The sequence below is a fragment of the Nocardia sp. NPDC051832 genome (assembly GCF_040681285.1).
GTDB lineage: Bacteria > Actinomycetota > Actinomycetes > Mycobacteriales > Mycobacteriaceae > Nocardia.
This window is the reverse complement of record NZ_JBFAYL010000001.1, coordinates 327,821-348,458: the sequence shown is the minus strand read 5'-3', so window position 1 is coordinate 348,458 and position 20,638 is coordinate 327,821. Positions and strand designations below refer to the sequence as shown.

Below are 20,638 nucleotides of genomic sequence, written 5' to 3'. Positions count from 1 at the left end.
CGGTAGATTCGGGGCAGACAAACCAATCGTTTTCTCGCAGAGGGTGTTTCCGATGCCTCACGGTCATGACATAAATCCCTGGCCTCATGTGGTCGCCGAACCTCATGCGATTCGGGCCTATTCGGATGCGGCCGCGGGGATGGCGGCCAGCGTCGCGAGCGCGGGTGCGGTAAACCAGGCGGCCACCATGGCCGCGGCCATCCCGGTATTCGGTTTGATCGGCCAGGATTTCCTCGCTTCCTTCGCGGTGGCCCAGGCCAACCACCTCACCTCCGTCGCCGAGCTCGCCTTCGTGCACGGCATGACCGCGGTCACCTTGCAGCAGGCCGCCGCCGAATACCAAGGGACGGACGCGCTTTCGGGCGCCGACATCGACGTGGCCGGTAAAGCCTGATGACGGAACTGGTCGATCAGTCGGTACTGGGCATGCTGCGCGAGAGCGCGCTGGGCCCGATGCTGGACCGGCCGGTCAACGATGTCCTCAAGGACATGGGCCTGCCGCAGCTGCCCGAAATCCCGCTGCTGCCACCGATGCCCGGGCTCCCGCCGCTGCCGGTGATCGACCTGTCCTTGCTGGCCAAGCCGCTCACCGACTTGGCCGCGACCTTCGGCACCGGCATCTTCCCGGCCGCCGCGCCCGCGCCTGCGCCCGCGAGCACCGGTGACCCGGCGCAACCGGCCGCCCAGCCGGCCGCCGCGCCCGCCATCGATCCGACGGAGGTGCTGTCCCAGGTCTCCAGCGTCGTGTCGACGGTGGTGCAGCTCGGCGGCAGCGCGCTCACGATGGCGATGCAGCTGTGGCAGAGCCAGGCCGCCGCCGAAGCCGAGAACAAGGGCAAAGAGGCCCAGAAGGACGGCGGCAAGATCGCCACCCAGGCCGCGCAGGAATCGGCCGGCGTCGCCTCGGCCGCGAGCTCGGTTTTCACCGGCGGCGCCATCATGGCGGCCATCATCGCCAAGTACATGGCGCAGGTCGCGGCCTCCGCGCCGTTCCTGTCGCTGCCGGGCGGGCAGGCGTTCCTGGTCGCCTCCACGATCGAGACGATGGCCGAGGCCACCGCGACGGTCGCGAAGACACGCGCCGAAATGACCGTGCACAGCGCGGAAATGACGGCGACCGGTCAGAAGGTGCCGGTCACCGATGCCCCCAAGGGCATGGACCAGATGCAGATGCTGCAGATGCTGATGCAGATGATCCCGACGCTGACCACCGCGGTGAAGACCGGCATGGACTCGGCTATCTCGCTGCACAAGACCCTGAACCCGGCGTCGACCACGAACCCGGCCAAGGACAAGGACAAGCTGGAGAAGCCGGCTTTGGACAAGAACGCGGCCAAGGCCGGAGCGGGCGGTGGCGGTGGCGGTGTGGGCGGTCTCGGCGCCGCCGCGGCGCGCCAGCTCGGTCCGTGGGTCGACGGCCGCACCGCCGGCAATTTGGGCGCGGCGGGCACCCAAGGCCTCGGCAACCCGGCCTCGGCGATGCAGGCCGGAGCCAGCTCGGCCGCGCGCGCCAGCACCACCTCTGCGGCGAGTTCGCCGGGCATGATGCCGATGTCGCCGATGGCGGCCGCGGGCATGGGCCGCGGCGCCGAAGACGCGGCGAACGGGCTGCGTGACGAACTGGTGTCCGCCCAGCACGGCAACGAGGTCGTGGGCGACATCGAAGGCGCCTCGCTGCCCGTCGTCGGCGCGGCCAACGCCGATGGACTCAACGAACCGCCGGACCAGGCACTCACCCTCTGATAGGAGGACGTCATGGAATTCGATCGCGCCGGGGCAGTCAAGTCCGCCACCGCATTGGACGCCCTCGCAGACCGGCTGGAAGCCGATCTGAAGGCCAACACGCCGGCCCTCGCCGTGGAAGCCGCAGGGCTGGACGAGGTTTCGCAGCGCGCCGCGCAAACCCTGCGCGGTGTGGCCGCCTCTTATGACGAAGCCGCGACCGCGGGTGTACTCGAGCTGCGCAAACTGGCGGCCACACTGCGTTCGCAGTCGCAGCAGCTGGTGGCGATGGATACCGAGAACGCCGCCGGTCTCGGAACCCAGGTCTAGCGCGAGGCGGACATATGGTCGAACCGCCGATCCCCGGTTTCACCGGCGTGGTCTGGGAAGCCAGGCCCACGGAGAAACTCGCGCAGGATCTCAGCACCGGACGTGGCGCGGTGCCGATGGCCGAAGCGGCCGCGGCATGGACGCGCCTAGGCGCGAGTTTCGGTGGCGCCGTGGTCGAATACGACCAGATCATCAAGGCTATCGGTGGCGCCTGGAGCTCCCAGACCAGCCCGGAGATCATGGACCGCATCACCAAGTTGCGGGAGTGGTTGCTCGAGGCGGCCGGGAATGCGGGCCAGAACGCCACCAAGACCGGAGCCCAGGCCCTGGCCTATCAGGTGGCCCAGCTGGCGATGCCGCATGTCACCGAGGTCGCCGCGCTGGAGCAGGCGAAGAAGACGGTCGAGGCGATCGGCGCCGGACTGGGCGCGCCCCTGGTGGGCGCGGCCGCCGATATCGACGCCGAACAGGATCTGGCCAAAGCCAATGCGGCGCGGGTCATGCGTGTCTACGAGGAGGCGACCAAGCCGCTGGAGACGCCGTGGGCGCAATCGCAACCACCGGTGATCGCCTCCAACGCCGCCCTCGAAGCCGAGCGCGCCGCCACCGAGGTCCGCCCGTCCACCTCGATGCCGGGGATCGCGCTGCCCGCCTCGTTCGCTGCGGCACTGGCCCGGGCCGCGGCGCAGCCGCGCGCGAAGTCCGCGTTCACCACCCAGGCAGTGGCCGCGGCTGCCGCGGAGCCGAAACCCCTGCCCGTGGAATCGGCCCCGGTGCCGGGTGAGTCGTCGTCCGCGAGCCGGATGGGCGCACCGGCGGCCATGGCCCCCGCCTCGGCTATGCAGGAGGAAGAACGCACGCTGCGCGCGGGCGCCGCTTCGGCCCAGCCGGACAAGCCGTTCGAGGTCGAAGCCGGATTCGCCGCTGCCCCACCGGTTCTCGGCGGACCGGCGGAGCCCGCACCGAGAGCTACGGCACCGGGGGCGGCATGACCACGATGACCAACGACGGGCTGCTGGCGGTAGCCGACCTGCTCGGCGTTCAGACCTTGCCGTTGGTGCTGGGCGTCGGCCCGCAGCAGGATTCGGCCGAGGCCTGGCAGGCGGCGCGGCAGCAGGCGATGGCGGAGCTGCGCGGCGCAGGTCTGGTCACCATCTACGACGATGTCGCCACCGATCTCACCGAGGCCCTGTTTGTCCTGGCCAATCCCGAGCGCGAGCTCGCGGCGCGGATCTACACCGAGTCGGGCGTGCGTCAGGTTTGTGTGGCGCGCAAGGGATCTCGACATGCGGTCGGCACCAGAGACGGCGACAACTTCGAGGTCGGCACGATGTGGTGCGATGGCGGCGGCGCGGCCCTGGCCCGTCCGGTGCTCGAAGTGCTCGGCCGCTCCGCGGCCGCGGATATCCCCAGCATCAGTTCGCCGATCGACGAACTGCGCGAAAGATTGGACGAGGCAACACGGTCCAGCGATTACGCCGATGTCTTCTACGGCCGCGGCGTGGCCGAACGCGATGCCATCGAGTTCGGCCTGGCCATGTCCAGCTGCTACGGGCACGCCGAAATCGTCGCCTATGCCTACGACGAGGGCGTGACCACCAGAACGTCCGGAGCGGTAGCGATCTATGACACCTCGCGGGGTCGGATCGCCGCAAGCCCCGGCGCTGCGCCGGACCTGCGGGTCTGGTCGACCTTCACCCCGGGTACCGATCACCGGATCGCACAGGCGATTTCGGCGCTGATCGAAACCCTGCCCGGAGGAAGGTGGATGCCCTAGTTAACGCATCGGAACTCACGAACCGACCGAACCACCGCGGCGACAGCGCAGCGGATGACGAAATACCGAAATGAAGAGGTGAACAATGACCACTAGCTTTACCGCAGCCGAAGCCGCCGCCGTCGTCGAGGAGTACCACGATGCGGTCGCCGGTATCAAGAAGACCATCGGTGCAGTTCAGGAAACCTTCGACGCGGCCCGTGCGGGCTGGGAAGGTGCTGCCGCGGTCGCGGGCCAGAAGGCCTCGACCTCCTGGCAGGAGGAGACCGAGCGGATCAACGGCAAGATCGATCTGCTGAATCAGACGATCCAAGAGGGCAACAAGACCCTCGAGAACGTCGATCCGGAAAACGTCGACGCCCTGACCAACCTGATCTGACGATTTTTTCTCTCGAAAGGAGTCCCTGTCATGGTCGATGACCGGATGAAGTATGAAAAGGCTACCCAGGATCGTCTGATCGGCGAGATGGATCAGTACTACAAGGATCTGGACGGGTACAAGGACGCGTTCGTCGCCGCCCGCGACAAGCTGATCGCCAAGGCGTGGGAGGAGAACTCCGCGCTGGAGACCTTCCAGACCCGGGCCAACGATCTGCTCGAAGAGCTCGGTGACACCCACACCAAGCTGCAGGCGCTGCGCCACGCGATCGACGGCGCGTTCACCAACGCCTTCGACGCCGACAAGAAGGTCTACAACTCCTTCTGATCGGGCTGAGCCCGACGACCCCGGCCACCCTCGCGGGCGGCCGGGGTCGTCGTCATCTGGCGGCCGCCAAAGCCGTATGCAGATACTGCATTTCGTCTGGTGTCGCCACCATGTGCACGCGGGTGGTGACACCGGCGGTCCGCACGGTCACCAGGTTCGCCGACTCTGGATCCTCGGCCAGGGTGACATCCGGATCGAAGTGGTCCTCGATCACCGCCGGCGCGCCGCGCAGCAGCACGATGGTCGCGTCGGAGTGATGTCCGGTCGGCTGAATGCCGTCGTAGACAACGACATTCGCGAAGCGGTGCGCGCTGGCCTGCTGGCCGGCCGCAGACCACGCCGCAACTGTCAGCGAATGCGGCACACCCACGTCGGCGACCATCTGCCGCCAGGCGTCGTGCCGGTTCGTGTGTACCACCACCGACGCCCCGAGCGCGATGGCGCGCAGAATCATCTGCTGCGCGACCAGCAGCGAGCCGATCACCTCGACTCGTCGCACCTGATGCCCGACCAGCGGCAGCGCCACACCCTGACCGGAGGTGTCGGCCCCGATCAATTGGCCGCACCCGGCGATCGGCATCGGCAGGGCCGACAGCGAATCCGGCTTGCCGAGATAGGTTTCGGGGCTGAACTGCCGGCCGCGCTGAGCGATCGGGAGGGTGTACAGCAGGGCGCGGAATTGCTTGCCGGGCAACGGGACCAGGCCCTCCGCCTTTACCTCCGCGGGCTTGTCCCGGGTATCGAAGCGCACCACGGCGGTCACCTCGATGCCCGCGGTGCCGGGTTGCGCCTCGGTCTCCCGCGGCGCCTGCTCGCCGGCGCGCTGTAGCCGCATGGTCACGGTCGTCGCCAGCGTCGGCGTGGACCACACCGCGGCGAATCCTCTCGGCCCCAACGCTTCCGGCGCCATCCGATAAGTGGTGTAGTGGATGCCTTCTCGTTCCACACTGTGCGGGGTCTCGGTGAACTCCTCCAGCGGCGTGTGCCGGGTGAGCTGGTTGACCGTCGCGGTGATCTCGGCGGCCGACAGCACGGCCGTGGAGATGCCCTGGGCGGCAAGCCGGTTGGCCACCCGCCGGGTCGCCACGATCGCCGTGCGCAGGGTGCCGGCGGCCCCGCCGCCGCGCCGCGCCACCGCGGCCGCGTTGGCCAGTGGATCCAGCCGCAGCACCACCCACACCGTGCGGTGCGCGACGGCCGGCAGCGGACCCAGGATCTGTTCGTACAGATGCGAGACCCGGCCAGGCCCCGCGGTGCGCGCCCCGGTGCTGATCACGTCGATCGACGCCAGCTCGATGTCGAACTGGTTGAGGCAGTGCGCGATCTCGGGCAGCGGCATCATGTCGTCGGAGATCAGCGACTGCGGACTCAGCAGCGTCACCGTGCGTGGATGCGCTTCGATCCGCAGCATGATGAGCAGTCGCGAGCCGTCCCAGCGCATGCCGTAGGTGCCGCCCTCGGGCAGCGGGACGTCGAACGGCGCTTGATTAACTGTTGCCGAACGATTGCGGAACGCTCGCCAACGGAACGTGAGTTCTTCATCCATCCAGCCAGCCAGGGACTTGCGGCGCGGCAGTGGCGCCAGACCGAGCAGGAGTACGCCCGCGCACACCCCGGCCGCTACCCACACCGAGGCGTCGAAGATCACCGCTACCAGCGAAGACGCGACCGCGCAGAGGGCGACGGGAATTACCCAGCGCAGCGGGAAGATTCGGAACAACCAGAAGTACGGGGAATGCAGCGGCGGCGCTGTTTCGCGGTTTTCGCCGTCGGCTGTGGTGGAACCCATGCGGACATAATGGACCGAACTCGTTCGGCTTCGCTACTGTAAGCCGCACCGAGTGAATCACTGGATCCGCTATACCCGCGTCAGTTCGGAGGCGTTCGTGCCCGCACAGTTGACTACCAAGGCGCAAGTCAACGGCTACCGCTTTCTGTTGAAAAGGTATGAGCACGCGCTGATCCGCCGCGATATCCGGATGCTGCACGATCCGATGCGTTCGCAGTTCCGTTCGCTGGTTGTCGGAGCCGTGCTCGGCATCCTGGTGGTCGCCGGCGCCGCGATCCTGGCGTTCCTGCGCCCGGTCGGCTCGATCGGCGACGCGAACATCGTGATGGGCAAGGAAACCGGCGCGCTCTACGTGATCGTCGACGGGACCCTGCATCCGGCGCTGAACCTGGCTTCGGCCCGCCTGATCGCCGCCAGCAACGAGAAACCCGCCTCGGTCAAGGAATCCAAGCTGACCATGCCGCGCGGGCCGCTGGTGGGCATTCCCGGCGTTCCCGCATCGCTGCCGGGCGCCTCCTCGCCCGACTCGATCTGGAGCCTGTGCGACACCGTGGAACTGTCCGCGGCGGGCAGCGCGGAACACTCGCCGGGCTCGAAATCCACTGTCATCGCCGGTGCGCTCAACACCGGCGTACCCGGCGCCGCCCGCCCGCTACAGGCCGACGAGGCTCTGCTGGTGAGCCGCGGCGGCAAAACCTTCCTGATGTTCGACGGCAAGCGCGCCGAGGTGGACCCGAAGGATTCGGTGCTTTCCCGCTCGCTCGGCCTCGAGGAGTACAACCCGCGTCCGGTCAGCGCCGGGTTGCTGAATTCCGCCACCCAGGTTCCCGCCCTCACCCCGCCCAAGATCGATCGCCTCGGCGAACCAGGCCCGGGCCGGCTGTCGGGTGTGCCGATCGGCGGCGTGATCCGGGTGCAGCGGGTCGGCTCCGAGGAGCTGTACGTCGTGCTTTCCGACGGTGTGCAGCGGCTTTCGCCGTTCTCCGCCGAAGTGATCCGCAACGCGAACTCGCAGGAGATGAACGAGGTCATCTCGGTGCCGCCGGACCGGGTCGTCGGCGTGCCGGTGGTGAGCCAGCTGCCGGTGGATAAATTCCCCGGCCCGATCCCGCGCATCATGACCCCGGAGGACAACAAGGTCAGCTGCATGCAGTGGGCGAAGAAGCCCTCCGATCCGGCCGCCACCATCACAGTGTTCGCCGGACGCGCACTGCCACTGCCGAGTTCGGCCAAGGTGGTGGACCTGGCCACCGGCGACGGCACCGGCGACCGCATCGACACCGCCTACATTCCGCCGAATTCGGGGGAGTACTTGCAGGTCACCGGTATGGCGCCGGACAGCGTGCGCAAGGGCAGCCTGTTCTACATCTCCGACAACGGGATTCGCTACGGCATCCCGGACGCGGAAACGGCCGGCATCCTCGGCCTGGCCGAGAAGCCCCGGCCCGCACCATGGCCCATCATCGGGCAGCTGGTTCCAGGTCCCACACTCTCGCGCGAGGAAGCCCTCGTCAGCTACGACACCCTGCCGACCACGAACTGATCGCCCCGCAACGCAATACGGCCCCGAATCCTCGGGGCCGTATTCCTCTGCCAGGGTCAGCGCAGCGTCGCCAGCACGTTGTCCAGCGCGTTCTGCATATCAGCGGCCTCGATCCGCATCAGCACCGACTCGTCGACCGCGCTCAGATCCAGGTTGATGTCGTTGGCCAGCCGGAACTCCCGCTCCTCCTCGGCCGCCTCGATCACATTGCGGATGAACCGGCCGTTGCCGGCCATATCGATGCCCCGCCGGATCTCGCCGCTCTGATCGGTGGCCTGCCGCTGGTACAGCTCTGCGCACGCGGCGACAAGCAGCGCCTGCGCCTCCTCCGACACTTGGGAATCCCGCTTGCGCGCGATGAAGGTGCCGATATCGCCGAGCTCCTCGGGGGAGTACGAATCGAACTTCACGCGCTTCGCGAAACGGGACGCCAGACCGTCGTTGGAGGCCAGGAACCGGTCGATCTCCCCGTCGTATCCGGCGATGATCACCACGAGCCGGTCGCGATCGTTCTCCATGCGGGCCAGCAGGGTGTCGACCGCTTCGCGGCCGAACGCGTCGCCACCGGAGAGGCCGGTTTGAATCAGTGTGTAGGCCTCGTCGACGAACAGCACGCCGTCCATGGCGGAGTCGATCAATTTGTTCGTTTTGATCGCGGTACTGCCCAAATGCTGGCCGACGAAATCAGAACGTTTGGCTTCGATCAGCTTATCGGTCTTGAGAATTCCTAAGCCACAGTAAATTTTTGCCACCACGCGAGCAACGGTTGTCTTACCGGTTCCTGGCGGGCCGGTGAATGCTAGATGTTGTCCACGGGACCCGCTCGCCATTCCTTTTTCGGCACGGATCCGCGCTAGCTGAGCAGTTGCCTGCAACTTGGCCACCTGCATTTTGACGCCGGCCAAACCGATCTGCTCATCGAGTTCCGTGCGCGCCTTCTCCAAGATCAACTTGGCTTTGTCGTCGCGCTCTTCCTGGCCCATCTGTTCCAGCGAGGGCGCCGAGGCCGGATCCCACTTGTTGGTGCGCGCGTCGATGACCTCCTTGGTGGTCACCGTGAGCCGGTACTTGCGGTCGCGCATGGCCATGGTGTTGGCCTCGAAACCCGGCGCCTCCGAGAAGACCTTCTCGAACAGCGCCTGGGCCTGCTCCTCGTCGCCGGTCTCGCGCAGGCACAAGCCGCGGCAGAACCGGGCGGTGGTCGCCGCGGCCGGAATCGGGCCCGCCTCGGCGGCTTCCATCCGGCGGATCGCCTCACCGAACAAACCCAGTTGGGCACAGGCCGTTCCGACCATGACGTGCGCGCCGGCGGCCAGATAGGCGTCCTCCCAGCCCGCTGATCCGGCCAGCACCGTCATCACATCCGGCCAGCGCTGAGTGGTGAAATGCAGTACGCCGCGGGCGTACGCGCAGATCCGGTCGTCGATCTCGCGATCGGACGAGGACACCTGCGCGGACCGGTGTTTGGCCAGTTCGTCGAGCACCTTCTCGGCTTCGTCGTAGTCGCCGTCGGTGATCAGCTGCGCGGCCTGGGCCAGCCAGATCTCGGTGTAGCTTGCCACCGGGTAGTCGATGTACTGCCCGAGGGTGAACCGGCCCGCCAGCGCCCGGGCCGGCAGGCCGAGCCGGCGCTGCTCCCGGAAAAGCGTTGCGGTGCTGGTTTTGTAGAGGTTGAAGATCACCTCCCGGGTGTGCTCGCCCGCGGCTGCGCGCCCGAGCCAGGCGTCGCACATCCCGGGGTCCCATTCGGTGGCGCGCTGGAAGGCGAGCTGGGCATATTCGAGATCGCGGGCTGATTCCTGCCCCTCGATCACAATGCCCAAGGACAAGACACCAGCGTCGAATGCGCGTTGTGCTTGGCGGTTGCCGGTCATACGGGTTGGCCCCTAAAAACAAACGGATGTGCTGTTTCTCGCCAAGCATAGCCGCTGCGGGTACGGGACTTCTCCGTTAAGTTGAGTACGTTGCATGGCGTTGAAGTGTGTTCTAGGTAGGGAGTCATCCGAGCTGTGACCGATCCGTCTAGCAGCGCTGTGGCTGCCGTTGATCCGGAGTTGTGCCGAGTCTCGGTGATCGGCGGCAATACCCAGCTGGATCTGGGTTTGCCTGCCACTGTTCCGATTGCCGCGTTCATCACCGACGTGGTCGAACTGATCGAATCGCGCAACCCCGATCTCACCGAGCACGAGGACGGAGCGCCGCTGCAGACGCAGCATTGGACGCTCGCGCGCATCGGCCGTGACCCGATCCCGGCAAACCAATCGCTCACCGAGGCCGAGGTATTCGACGGTGAGTTGCTGGTGTTGCGCTCGGTGACCGCCAAGGAGTCCCCGGCGCTCTTCGACGACGTCATCGACGCGGTCTCCAAACTGACCGCGACCTCGTTCCGGCACTGGTCGCCGGTCTCGGCGCGCTGGCTCGGCCTGCTTGTCGGGCTGGGCGCGGTGCTGGCCGGGATCTATCTGCTCGCGGTGGCCAAGCACGACGGCGCCGGCGTGGCGGTCGGGTTCATCGCGCTGGGTACCGGACTAGTCGCCGGCGGCGCCGCGGTGCTGGTCTCCCGCCGGTACCAGGACGAGGCAAGACTGCCGGTGATCATGCTGTCGCTGTACGCGCTGCTGCTGATCTTCGCGGGCACAGCGCTGTTCGTGCCCAACGACTTCGGTAGCCCGCATGCGATGTTCGCCTGTGTCGCAACGCTCGTCGCCGCCGCCGTGCTCTACAGCCTGGCTCGGACCGGTGCGACCATGTTCGCAACCGTGATCACGCTGGCCCTGTTCGGCGGCTTCGCCGCGATGGTGCGCATGATCTGGGATCCGGCACTGTCCAAGGTCGCCGCCGGTGTCCTGGTCGGCGCGTTGATCGTGATCACCCTGGTGCCGCGCTTGGCCGTTGCCGCCGCGCGACTACCGGTGCCGCCGGTGCCGACCGCCGGCGCGGCCATCGACCCCGCCGATCACGAACCCCGGCCCACCATCGAGGATATCGGCGCGATCGGCGCGACCGCGCTGCCCTCCGCCGCCGGGCTCGAGCATCGGGCGCGCGCGGCCAACGAGTATCAATCCGGCATGGTCATCGGCTGTACCGTCGCCGCCGCGATCGGCGTTGTGCTGGCTGCGAATCCGCTCGGCACGACCCGGTGGCAGGGCATCACCCTCGGCATCGTGGTCTCGCTCATCCTGTGCCTGCGCGGCCGGGCCTTCGCCGACCTGGTCCAGGCCTGCACGCTGATCGCTGGTGGCACCACGGCTTTGGTGGCGCTCGGCGTCGGTCTCGCGCTCGGCGAGCCCGGCTGGCTGGTGCCGATCGCCGGCATGCTGCTCGTAGTCGCCACGGCCGCAGTGGCTTTCGGTGTCATCGGCCCGCACACCGAGATGTCGCCGCCGATGCGGCGCACCGGCGAGATCTTCGAATACCTCTTGATCTGCACCATCATCCCGCTGGTGCTGTGGATCATGGACATCTACTCGGCCGCCCGGAACATTTGATCCCGCAGTGGTTTTCGCGATGATCTCCCGGAGGGTGCTGCGAGCGGCGGTAGTCGCCGCGGTGCTGGCCCTGAGCGCCGGATCCCCCGCTCCCGCCATGGCGGTCGCCCCACCCAAGATCGACGACGGTGCGCTCGGCGGCATCCTCGGCCTGGCGGCCAGCGGCAAGCCGCCGGACGAGACCGAACAGCACAAGGTCTGCGCCGAACCCACCCTGCGCGGTGGCGTGCCACAGGAAGCGCCACTGGCGCAACGGGTGCTGAACCTGGCGGAGGCCTGGCAGTTCAGCCGCGGCGCGGGACAGAAGGTCGCCGTCATCGATACGGGCGTGAATCAGCACTGGCGCCTGCCCGCGCTGCAGCCCGGCGGCGACTTCGTCTCCAACACCGACGGCACCGTCGACTGCGACGGCCACGGCACCTTCGTGGCCGGCCTCATCGCCGCCCGGCCCAGCCTGGAGGACGGATTCTCCGGTGTCGCACCGGAAGCCGAGATCCTGGCCATCCGGCAGTTGAGTTCGGCCTACGAGGCCAAGGACCGCAATCGCAGGGAGGAGCCGGGCGTCATCACGCGGGAGGGCTATGGCACCGTGAATACCCTTGCCGCGGGCGTGGTCCGGGCCGTGGACATGGGTGCGACGGTGATCAATATTTCCGAAGTCGCCTGTATTCCCGCCAATGCGAATTCCGCCGACGGAGCGCTGGGCGCCGCGGTGAAGTACGCCTACGACCGGAATGTAGTGGTCGTCGCGGCCGCCGGGAACACCGCGCAGGGCACGGCCTGTGAGAAGCAGAACGACCGCTCCGGCTGGCGCTCGGTGAGCACCATCGTCACGCCGGCCTGGTTCACGCCCTACGTGTTGTCGGTGGCCTCGGTGGAACCCGACGGCTCGGCCTCGCCGTTCTCGCTGCACGGCCCGTGGATGGGCGTGGCCGCGCCGGGCCGCGAAATCGTCTCACTCGACAGCAAACCGGGTAGTGGTGGGCTGGTCAACGCCACCCAGACCCAGGAGGGTTACTCCACCATCGACGGGACCAGCTTCTCCAGCGCCTACGTCTCCGGACTGGCCGCGCTGGTCCGGAGCCGGTTCCCGGAACTGAACGCCGCCCAGGTGATCGAACGGATCAAGCAGACCGCGCAGGCGCCGGACACCGGCCGCAACGACCGGATCGGTCACGGCCTGGTCGATCCGCTGGCCGCGCTCACCGCGCAGTTGCCGCCGAAACCGGTGGGCGTCGGCTCCGACATCCCGCGCAAGATCGCCGGGCCGTCCCCGCCGCCGTACGTCGATCCGGCGCCGCGCCTGGTCGCCACCATCGGCTCGATCACGCTGCTCACCCTGCTCGGGCTCGGCTACGCCGCCTCGATCCCGTTCCGGCGGGGTCGCAGCATGAGCGTCGATCCGGGGGCAGAGCCAGAAACTCGAGAGGGGTTGTAGGACATGGCAACCGAAGGTTTCGTGCGCCGTCCGCGGATCGCGCCGCCGCGTCCGCCGGGCGGCGAGGTCGCGCTGTCCGCGCCGCCGGAGCTCGACCGTCCGGTCGCCGGCAATCTGCTGATGAAGCTGATGCCGGTGGTGATGGTGGTCGCCGTGGTCGGCATGATCGCGATGATGGTCATGATGGGCCGAAATCTGCTGGCCAACCCATTCATGATGATGTTTCCGATGATGATGCTGATGTCGATGTTCGGCATGATGGCAGGCATGCGCGGCGGCGGCGGGCCGAAGAAGGCCGCCGAGCTCAACGAGGAGCGCAAGGACTACTTCCGCTACCTCGACCAGGTCCGCAAGGACGTGCGCAAGACCGGCAATCAGCAGCTCGCCGCACTGCTGTGGAGCCATCCGGAACCCGGTGATCTGCAGTCGGTGATCGGTTCCCGCAGGATGTGGGAACGCCGTCCCAACGACCCGGATTTCGGGCATGTGCGGGTCGGCGTGGGCAGCCACCGCCTGGCGACCAAACTGGCCCGGCCTGAGACCGGTCCGCTGGAAGACCTGGAGCCGGTCTCGACCGTCGCGTTGCGCCGCTTTGTGCGTACGCATTCGGTGGTGCACGGTCTGCCCACCGCGATCTCGCTGCGCGCCTTTCCCGCGATCAACGTCGAGGGCGACCGCGAGGCGGTGCTGACGCTGGTGCGTTCGATGCTGATGGAGTTCACCACCTTCCACGGACCGGACCACACCGCCGTCGCGATTATCTGCGCCGATCCCGATGCCCCGGCGTGGAGCTGGGCGAAATGGCTACCACACCTGCAGCATCCGGTGGACCGCGACGGTATGGGCTCGGCCCGGATGATGTACCGCTCGCTGGCTGAACTCGAAACCTCGATGTCCGCCGAACTGGTGGAGCGCGGCCGGTTCATGCGCAACGCGCAGCCGACGGCGGGCCGGATCCATCTGCTGGTGATCATCGACGACGGCTACGTCAGCGGTTCCGAACGTGTGGTCAGCGACGCCGGCCTGGACTCGGTGACCGTGCTGGACCTGACCGCCCCGCAGAGCGGTCTCGCGGTGCGCCGCGGCTTGCAGCTGGTCGTCACCGAGGACCGCATGGTGGCCGCGAAATCCGCTGCGGGCGTGGAGAAATTCGCCAGCGCCGATGACGTCACCAGAGCCGAGGCGGCGGCGCTGGCCCGGGATCTGGCGCGCTATCGCATCGCGACAGCCGCCCAGATGGTCAGCCTGGGGGACGAAACCCGGTCCGATCCAGGTCTGATGTCGTTGTTGAAGATCCCGGACGCGGCTCAGATCGATCCGGCGACGGTGTGGCGCCCGCGCAGCGACCGGGAGCGGCTGCGGGTTCCGATCGGTGTCACCCCTGACGGCACGCCCGTCGAGATCGACATCAAGGAGTCCGCCGAGAACGGTATGGGTCCGCACGGATTGTGCATCGGCGCAACGGGTTCCGGTAAGTCGGAGTTCCTGCGCACGCTGGTGCTGTCCATGGTGACCACGCACTCACCGGACCTGCTGAACCTGGTCCTGGTCGACTTCAAGGGTGGCGCGACCTTCCTCGGCCTGGATTCCCTGCCGCACGTGTCCGCGGTAATCACCAACCTCGAAGAGGAACTGGCGCTCGTCGACCGTATGAAGGACGCGCTCTCCGGTGAGATGACCCGGCGCCAGGAACTGCTGCGCTCGGCCGGGAATTTCGCCAACGTCACCGAATACGAGAAGGCGCGCGCCGCGGGCGCCGACCTGGATCCGCTGCCCGCGCTGTTTGTCGTAGTCGACGAGTTCTCCGAATTGCTCTCGCAGAAGCCGGATTTCGCTGATCTGTTCGTGATGATCGGCCGGCTCGGCCGTTCGCTGCGGGTGCATCTGCTGCTGGCCTCGCAGCGGCTCGAGGAGAACAAGCTACGCGGGCTGGACTCACACCTGTCCTATCGCATCGGCCTGCGTACATTCTCCGCCAACGAATCTCGCGCGGTGCTCGGCATCACGGACGCCTACCACCTGCCCAGCGTCCCGGGCTCCGGCTACCTCAAGAGCGATGCCGACGATCCGCTGCGTTTCAACGCGAGTTACGTGTCGGGGCCCTATGTTTCGCCGCGCGGCACTCGCCAGGTGGATGGCAAGACCGTCGGCGGGCAGTCGCCCGCGGTGTTCACCGCGGCTCCGGTCGATATGCCCGAGATCATCGAACCCGCGCGCGAGGCCGCACCCAGCGGACGGCCCGAACTGCCGCCGCCGCCCGGCCGCCTGGGCCTGCCCGAATTGCCGCCCCCACCCGGGGAATTCGTGGACGAGGACGAGGACGAGGCTCCGATGTCGGTCGCCGAGGCGGTGCCCGCGACCTTGCTGACCACCGTCGTCGATCGCCTGCGCGGTCACGGCCGCCCGGCGCACGAGGTCTGGCTGCCGCCGCTGGAGGAATCCCCGTCGGTGGACATGCTGCTGCCCGACCCGGATTGGCGTTCGCCGGTGAACCGGCACGGGCAGCTGTGGCTGCCGCTGGGTGTCATCGACAAGCCCTACGAGCAGCGCCGTGACGTCCTCATCGTGGATTTGTCCGCGGCGCAGGGCAACGTCGCGGTGGTCGGCGGTCCGCAGTCGGGTAAATCTACGACTCTGCGTACCGTCATCATGGCGGCGGCGGCTACCCATACCCCCGAGCAGGTCCAGTTCTACTGCCTCGATTTCGGCGGCGGCACGCTGTCGGGTCTGGCGGGACTGCCGCACGTCGGTTCGGTCGCGGGCCGCATGGAGGTGGATCGGATCCGCCGCACCATCGCGGAGGTCACCGGGATCCTGCGGCGCCGTGAGGAGTTGTTCCGGGAGCTGGGCATCGACTCGATCCTGGAATTCCGCAGGCGCAAGGCCCGTTTGGCCGAGCTCTCGCCGGCCGAGCGGCAGTCCGATCCGCTCGCGCAGGACCAGCACGGTGATGTCTTTCTCGTCATCGACGGCTGGCCCACCATCCGCGCCGACTACGACATGCTGGAACCGCAGCTCAACGCGATCGCCGCGCAGGGGCTTTCCTACGGTGTCCACCTGATGGTCTCCACCACCCGGTGGCCGGAGATCCGGCCGCAGGTCAAGGACCTCATCGGCACCCGCATCGAACTCCGCCTCGGCGACCCGTCGGACTCCGAAATGGACCGCCGCACCGCGGTGCTGGTGCCGACCGGGCGGCCGGGCCGCGGTCTGACCGCGGCCAAGCTGCACCTGCTGATCGCGTTGCCGCGCTTGGATTCCGACTCCGACCCGCGCACCCTGTCCGAGGGGGTCAGCGCGGCCAAGGATCAGCTCAACGAGCTCTACGGCGGCCGCCGGGCGCCGGAGGTCCGGATGCTGCCCGGGGAGCTGTCGCGAGAAGCCGTGGTCGCGGAGGCTACCCGCCAGGGCATCCACCAGAGCAAGACTCGGGCCGTCATCGGCATCGGCGAATCCGAACTCCAGCCGATGGTGCTGGATTTCGAGGTGCAACCGCACTTCTACACCTTCTGCGATGTGGAATGTGGCAAGACCATTCTGCTGCGCAACATCGTCGCCGGCATCACGGAGAACTCCACGTCCGACGAGGCCCGCGTCATCCTGATCGACTACCGGCGCACCATGCTCGGCGTGCTGGAGGGGGCGCAGCTGGCCGGGTACTCGACCTCCTCGCAGACCTCCTTCGGGATGGTCAAGGAGGTCGCGAACTACCTGCAGAAACGGATCCCCGGCAACGACATCACGCCGCAGCAGCTGCGGGAGCGCAGCTGGTGGACCGGGCCCGAAATCTATGTCGTGGTAGACGATTACGAGATGGTGGTGTCCAGCGGCCGCAACCCGTTGGAGCCGCTCATCGAGTTCCTGCCGCAGGCCCGTGACATCGGTCTGCACCTGGTGCTCACCCGCCGTGCCGGCGGCGCGAGCCGGGCCATGTTCGACAAGGTGCTGGGCACACTGAAGGACATGGGCGTCGACGCCCTGCTGATGAGCGCGCCCAAGGACGAGGGCCGGGTCCTCGGTGACATCCGGGCCGCGAAGCTGCCGCCCGGCCGCGGCACGTTGATCACGCGCAACGGCAACGAGATGATGCAGGTCGCCTATATGCCGCCGCTGTAACCACCCATGGACAAAGCCCCGCAGTTCTTTTCAGAACTGCGGGGCTTTCACATTTCGGGAGTGCAGGTCGTCACCATTCCGGAAGCCGGCGCCGCCCCGCGACGATGTCGCGCACCAAATCGTCATACGCATCGGCCAATTCGGCCAGATGGTGCCAAGCCCCGTGCAGCATCTCGTCATGCGCGTCCAGGGTCATCAGCGCGTGGTGGGCGCGGACCGAGGATTCGGCCAGGCGATCGATGACCGAGCCGACGGTCTCGGTGTGCAGGGTCGCGCCGAGGCGGTGCTGGGGCACGCTGCGGGTCACCCAGTCGTCTACCGCCATGACCAATTCGGTTCTGCGGCGTTCTATTTCGAGGATCACGACCGGGTCGGTGTCGATGGAGCCGCCGCGGCCGACCAGTCGGCGCTCGTGCAGCACCGCGAGATCGCGGGCAAACCACAGCAACGGCCCGCCGACGACGCGGTGGCCGCGGCACGCTCTCACAAGTAGATCCGAGGTCGGCAGTAGCCCCGAAATCGCGGGCTGTGCTGCCGATTCGACGCAACGCTGTGCGCCGGGAAGGGCCATAACTACCGTTGATGAATCCGAACCTGCCACGTTGCCTCGCCGTTCATCGCCGCACAACACCGGATCAGGACGTTGATTACAATAAACCTCTGAAGGCACCTGTCAAGCGTTACCCGGCCGTAGAAAACGACGAAGAGTACACTTCGTTACCTGCACGACCAACCGAGGAGCACGATGGCGGAGGGTCCGACATACCACCGGATCGCAGACCTCCTCCGCGAGGAGATCCGCGCGGGCAAGTGGAACCCTGGTGACCGGCTTCCCAGCCACACCGAACTTGCCGATCAGATGCAGGTCTCGATCACTACTGCCCGGAACGCTATTCAGGTCCTGGTTACCGAAAATCTGGTCTACACAGCTACTTCCCGCGGCACGATCGTGCGAAACCAGGAAGTCCTGGAGTCCGTGGTCACCGACCACATTCGCCCGGATCGCCCGCGTGCGACCCACGATATCTTCGAAGAGATCGCACGGTCGGCAAATCGCGAGCCGACCAAGGAATTCAGCGCGCGCATGGAGCCGGCCACGGCCGAAGTCGCGTTGTGGCTCGGGGTTCCGGAGGATTCCTGGGTGCTGGCCCGGACCGTCGTCCAGTATCTCGACAACGAGCCCTGGTCCTGGGAAGTCAGCTTCTACCCGCGTGACCTGGCCGAAGCCACCGGAATCGACTCGCCGCACGACATTCCGGAGGGCACCACCCGGCGGCTGGCCGACCGCGGCCACGCCGAGACCGCGCATCGCGACACCCTGTGTGCCCGGCCCGCCACCGCCGAGGAGGCGATCGTGCTGGGGGTCGGAACGGGAACCATCCTGCTGGATCATCTTCGGATCGGCGCGAACCATCAGCGCGTCACCCGCGCCACCCGGCACCGCTCCATCGCCACCCGAAATCGCTTGTCCTACGAGCTCGGCGACGACGAAGGCATCGCCGTAATCCGCGACACGCTGGGCACCGCATACCGGCGTGGCATCTCCCTCCCTTGACGAGAGAGAACACTGTGCTGCCATGGATACCGTGATCCGTCAGGCAACCTTCGGCGACCTCGCCGTCATCTGCCGCCTACGCCTGCAGCGCACCGCCTGGCTCACCGCTCGCGGCTCGGATCAGTGGACCGTGGCGGGCCGCGGCAAACCCATCGAAACCTTCGCCCACGCCGTCGGCCGCTCGCTCGCGGCGGGGGAGACCTGGATCGCCGACGTCGACGGTGAGCCGGCCGGCACCATCACCGTCGACCATCACGCCGACCCGGATCTCTGGTCGCCCTGGGAGTTGGACGACGCCGTGATCGTCCATTACATGATCGTCGACCTGCGCTTCGCGGGGCGCCGGATCGGGCACCGGATGCTCGAGCACGCGGGTTGGCTGGCGTATCAACAGGATCGGGCCTGGGTCCGGCTGGACGCCTGGACGACGAACACGGACCTGCACGAGTACTACCGCCGCGCCGGTTTCCACCGCGCCCGTATTGCCGGGCCGATCGCGCGCGGGCCGTCCCGCGCGCTGTTCGAAAGGCGCACGGACTCCTGGGCATTCGCGCCGCGCACCCGGTTGCCCGAGCCGGTTCTCACCGCCTTCCGCCGCGTCGACTGACGCCCCCTTCCGCAGGCCTATGACTTGGGCCACATTCAACTCCGCCGCGTCGCCTATGCCAGAGCATCGTGCCTATGCTTCAGTACTTTTGATGCTTTGCTGGAGGAAAAAATGACTATGGGCCTGAAGCCGGTCGGTGCGCGGGTTTCCCGGCGTTCGGCGCTGGCGATGCTCGGCGGTGCGGCGCTCGGGGTGACGGCGGGTCTGACCGCTGCCCGGCCGGCGGACGCGAGCGGCCTGCCCCGGGTGGCTGTCGTCGGCGGCGGCATGTCCGGGGTGATGACGGCGTGGCTGCTGGACGGCCACTGCTCGGTGACGCTGTTGGAGAGCCTGCCCGAGCTGGGCGGACACGCCCGCAGTGTGGCGTGGAACGGGCACAAGATCGATATCGGCGCCCAGTTCTTCGGTCCCCGAACCCATCCCGGCTACTGGCGGCTGCTCAATGACGTGCTGCGGGTGCCGGTGGTCCCGACGCCCATGGGCATCACGGTGACCCAGCAGGGCATCAGCCAGCCGGTGTTCGTCTCCCCGGCGCCGAATCGGATGTTCCCCCTCCAGGACCCGGCGTACGCGGCTCCGCTGCTGGCCATGGGCCTGTTCACCCAGGCCGCTCGGGATCTCGAGGCGAGCGGAAACTGGACCAAGACCATCCAGCAATTCGTGGACGAGCTGGCGGTCGGGCCCGAGATGAAGGAGCGGTTGCTGTATCCGCTGTGCGCCACCTTGGCGGGGGCCTCGATCGCGCAGACGATGCCGTTGTCGGCACGGGCGACCGTGGCGTTCGTCTCCCGCTCCCGCACTCTGATGGACGACCTGCTGACCGCGCCGTTCGACTACTACAACGCGGTAGCCGGGCTCTCCGACGTCGTCGACCACATGACGGCGCAGTTCTCCACCGTCACAACACGTCTGGGTGCGGCGGGCAAGGTCACCAAGTTGGCCCGGCGCGGAGCCGAGTGGGGTGTGTGGGCCGCCGACGCCGACCAGGGCGGCGCTCCGTCGCACACCGTCGATCATGTGGTCCTGGCGTTGCCGCCCGAGCCCGCGGCCGGGCTCGTGCAGTCCATCGGCGGGGACGCCTGGCGGGACCTGGCCGAGATCTACCGGAACTTCCCCTACTTCACCGCCCGGGTCACCCTGCACACCGGCCCGGCGACGTACATGGCCGCCGGCAAACGCAATTGGTCGGCCTACAACACCATGCTGCAGGACGGGAAGTACTCGGAGGGCACGATGTGGCTCGGCGATTGCCGGGAATTCAACGTCTTCAAGAGCTGGACCACCAATCGGGCGCTGCCGCCCTCGGCGGAGATCATCTCCGACGCCACCTTCCGGCACCCGCTGCTGACCCCGGGGTTCATCGCCAATCAGGCGACGTTGCAGGCCTGGCGGCAGGCGAACAGTGCCACGAACATGTGGTTCGCGGGCACGCACACAGTCGATATCGACAGCCAGGAAAGCGCTTTGGTCTCGGCCGTGCGGGTGGCGCGCGAGCTGGCGCCGGGCTCGGCGCGTCTGGCCCAGCTGTGATCTGAAACCGGAAGCCCCGCAGCCCTTCTCCGGGCAG

Annotated in this window: 17 protein-coding genes; 14 read left to right on the top strand and 3 right to left on the bottom strand. The window is 67.6% G+C overall.

Annotated elements, in window-relative coordinates; all coding sequences use genetic code 11:
* Window positions 1-52 precede the first annotated feature (52 nt).
* From AB0M14_RS01635 to AB0M14_RS01605, 7 genes are all read left to right on the top strand, one after another.
* The gene (locus AB0M14_RS01635) at window positions 53-394 is read left to right on the top strand and encodes a type VII secretion target (RefSeq protein ID WP_364987152.1); all 342 of its coding nucleotides are present in this window, start codon (window positions 53-55) and stop codon (window positions 392-394) included.
* Window positions 394-1,743: a hypothetical protein gene (locus tag AB0M14_RS01630; RefSeq protein ID WP_364987148.1), complete on the top strand. Its 1,350-nt coding sequence runs from the start codon at window positions 394-396 to the stop codon at window positions 1,741-1,743. The genes AB0M14_RS01635 and AB0M14_RS01630 overlap by 1 nt, the downstream gene beginning before the upstream one ends.
* 12 nt (window positions 1,744-1,755) lie before the next feature.
* A complete protein-coding gene (locus AB0M14_RS01625) occupies window positions 1,756-2,052 on the top strand; it encodes a PE family protein (RefSeq protein ID WP_364987145.1) in 297 nt (98 codons plus the stop codon).
* A 14-nt stretch (window positions 2,053-2,066) separates the two neighbouring features.
* Window positions 2,067-3,044 carry a PPE domain-containing protein gene (locus tag AB0M14_RS01620; RefSeq protein WP_364987141.1) on the top strand — a complete coding sequence of 326 codons (978 nt, stop codon included), beginning with the start codon at window positions 2,067-2,069 and terminating at the stop codon, window positions 3,042-3,044.
* Window positions 3,041-3,829 carry an ESX secretion-associated protein EspG gene (locus AB0M14_RS01615; protein WP_364987138.1) on the top strand — a complete coding sequence of 263 codons (789 nt, stop codon included), beginning with the start codon at window positions 3,041-3,043 and terminating at the stop codon, window positions 3,827-3,829. The genes AB0M14_RS01620 and AB0M14_RS01615 overlap by 4 nt, the downstream gene beginning before the upstream one ends.
* An 85-nt stretch (window positions 3,830-3,914) precedes the next feature.
* A complete protein-coding gene (locus AB0M14_RS01610) occupies window positions 3,915-4,208 on the top strand; it encodes a WXG100 family type VII secretion target (protein ID WP_364987135.1) in 294 nt (97 codons plus the stop codon).
* Window positions 4,209-4,238: 30 nt separating this feature from the next.
* Entirely contained in the window at window positions 4,239-4,535 is a 297-nt protein-coding gene (locus AB0M14_RS01605; protein WP_364987132.1) for a hypothetical protein, read from the top strand.
* A 52-nt stretch (window positions 4,536-4,587) separates the two neighbouring features.
* Here the strand turns inward: AB0M14_RS01605 and eccE are convergent, their stop codons facing one another.
* A complete protein-coding gene (eccE, locus tag AB0M14_RS01600; protein ID WP_364987129.1) occupies window positions 4,588-6,324 on the bottom strand; it encodes a type VII secretion protein EccE in 1,737 nt (578 codons plus the stop codon).
* Window positions 6,325-6,421: 97 nt separating this feature from the next.
* Here eccE and eccB point away from each other — a divergent pair, with 97 nt between their 5' ends.
* On the top strand, window positions 6,422-7,867 hold the full coding sequence (eccB, locus tag AB0M14_RS01595) for a type VII secretion protein EccB (protein ID WP_364987126.1): 1,446 nt from the start codon (window positions 6,422-6,424) through the stop codon (window positions 7,865-7,867).
* Window positions 7,868-7,923: 56 nt separating this feature from the next.
* On the opposite strand, the gene eccA is transcribed toward eccB, so the two are convergent.
* Window positions 7,924-9,741 (bottom strand): type VII secretion AAA-ATPase EccA, encoded by a 1,818-nt coding sequence (eccA, locus tag AB0M14_RS01590; RefSeq protein ID WP_364987123.1) that lies wholly within the window; start codon window positions 9,739-9,741, stop codon window positions 7,924-7,926.
* A 135-nt stretch (window positions 9,742-9,876) separates the two neighbouring features.
* Between eccA and eccD the strand changes: the two genes are divergently transcribed.
* Genes eccD through eccCa form a run of 3 tightly spaced genes read left to right on the top strand, consistent with a single transcriptional unit; the run spans window position 9,877 to window position 16,909 of the window.
* Window positions 9,877-11,355 (top strand): type VII secretion integral membrane protein EccD, encoded by a 1,479-nt coding sequence (gene eccD / locus AB0M14_RS01585; RefSeq protein ID WP_364987120.1) that lies wholly within the window; start codon window positions 9,877-9,879, stop codon window positions 11,353-11,355.
* 19 nt (window positions 11,356-11,374) lie between these two features.
* The gene (gene mycP / locus AB0M14_RS01580; RefSeq protein WP_364987116.1) at window positions 11,375-12,793 is read left to right on the top strand and encodes a type VII secretion-associated serine protease mycosin; all 1,419 of its coding nucleotides are present in this window, start codon (window positions 11,375-11,377) and stop codon (window positions 12,791-12,793) included.
* A 3-nt stretch (window positions 12,794-12,796) separates the two neighbouring features.
* Window positions 12,797-16,909 carry a type VII secretion protein EccCa gene (gene eccCa / locus AB0M14_RS01575; protein ID WP_364987114.1) on the top strand — a complete coding sequence of 1,371 codons (4,113 nt, stop codon included), beginning with the start codon at window positions 12,797-12,799 and terminating at the stop codon, window positions 16,907-16,909.
* 70 nt (window positions 16,910-16,979) lie between these two features.
* On the opposite strand, the gene AB0M14_RS01570 is transcribed toward eccCa, so the two are convergent.
* Window positions 16,980-17,396, bottom strand: a complete 417-nt coding sequence (locus tag AB0M14_RS01570) for a DUF4254 domain-containing protein (protein ID WP_364987110.1) — start codon at window positions 17,394-17,396, stop codon at window positions 16,980-16,982.
* Between the two features lie 258 nt (window positions 17,397-17,654).
* Here AB0M14_RS01570 and AB0M14_RS01565 point away from each other — a divergent pair, with 258 nt between their 5' ends.
* The 3 genes from AB0M14_RS01565 (at window position 17,655) to AB0M14_RS01555 (ending at window position 20,601) form a co-directional block, all read left to right on the top strand.
* Window positions 17,655-18,464 carry a GntR family transcriptional regulator gene (locus AB0M14_RS01565; protein WP_364987107.1) on the top strand — a complete coding sequence of 270 codons (810 nt, stop codon included), beginning with the start codon at window positions 17,655-17,657 and terminating at the stop codon, window positions 18,462-18,464.
* Between the two features lie 22 nt (window positions 18,465-18,486).
* On the top strand, window positions 18,487-19,071 hold the full coding sequence (locus AB0M14_RS01560; RefSeq protein WP_364987103.1) for a GNAT family N-acetyltransferase: 585 nt from the start codon (window positions 18,487-18,489) through the stop codon (window positions 19,069-19,071).
* 111 nt (window positions 19,072-19,182) lie between these two features.
* The gene (locus AB0M14_RS01555) at window positions 19,183-20,601 is read left to right on the top strand and encodes an FAD-dependent oxidoreductase (protein ID WP_364987100.1); all 1,419 of its coding nucleotides are present in this window, start codon (window positions 19,183-19,185) and stop codon (window positions 20,599-20,601) included.
* Window positions 20,602-20,638 lie beyond the last annotated feature (37 nt).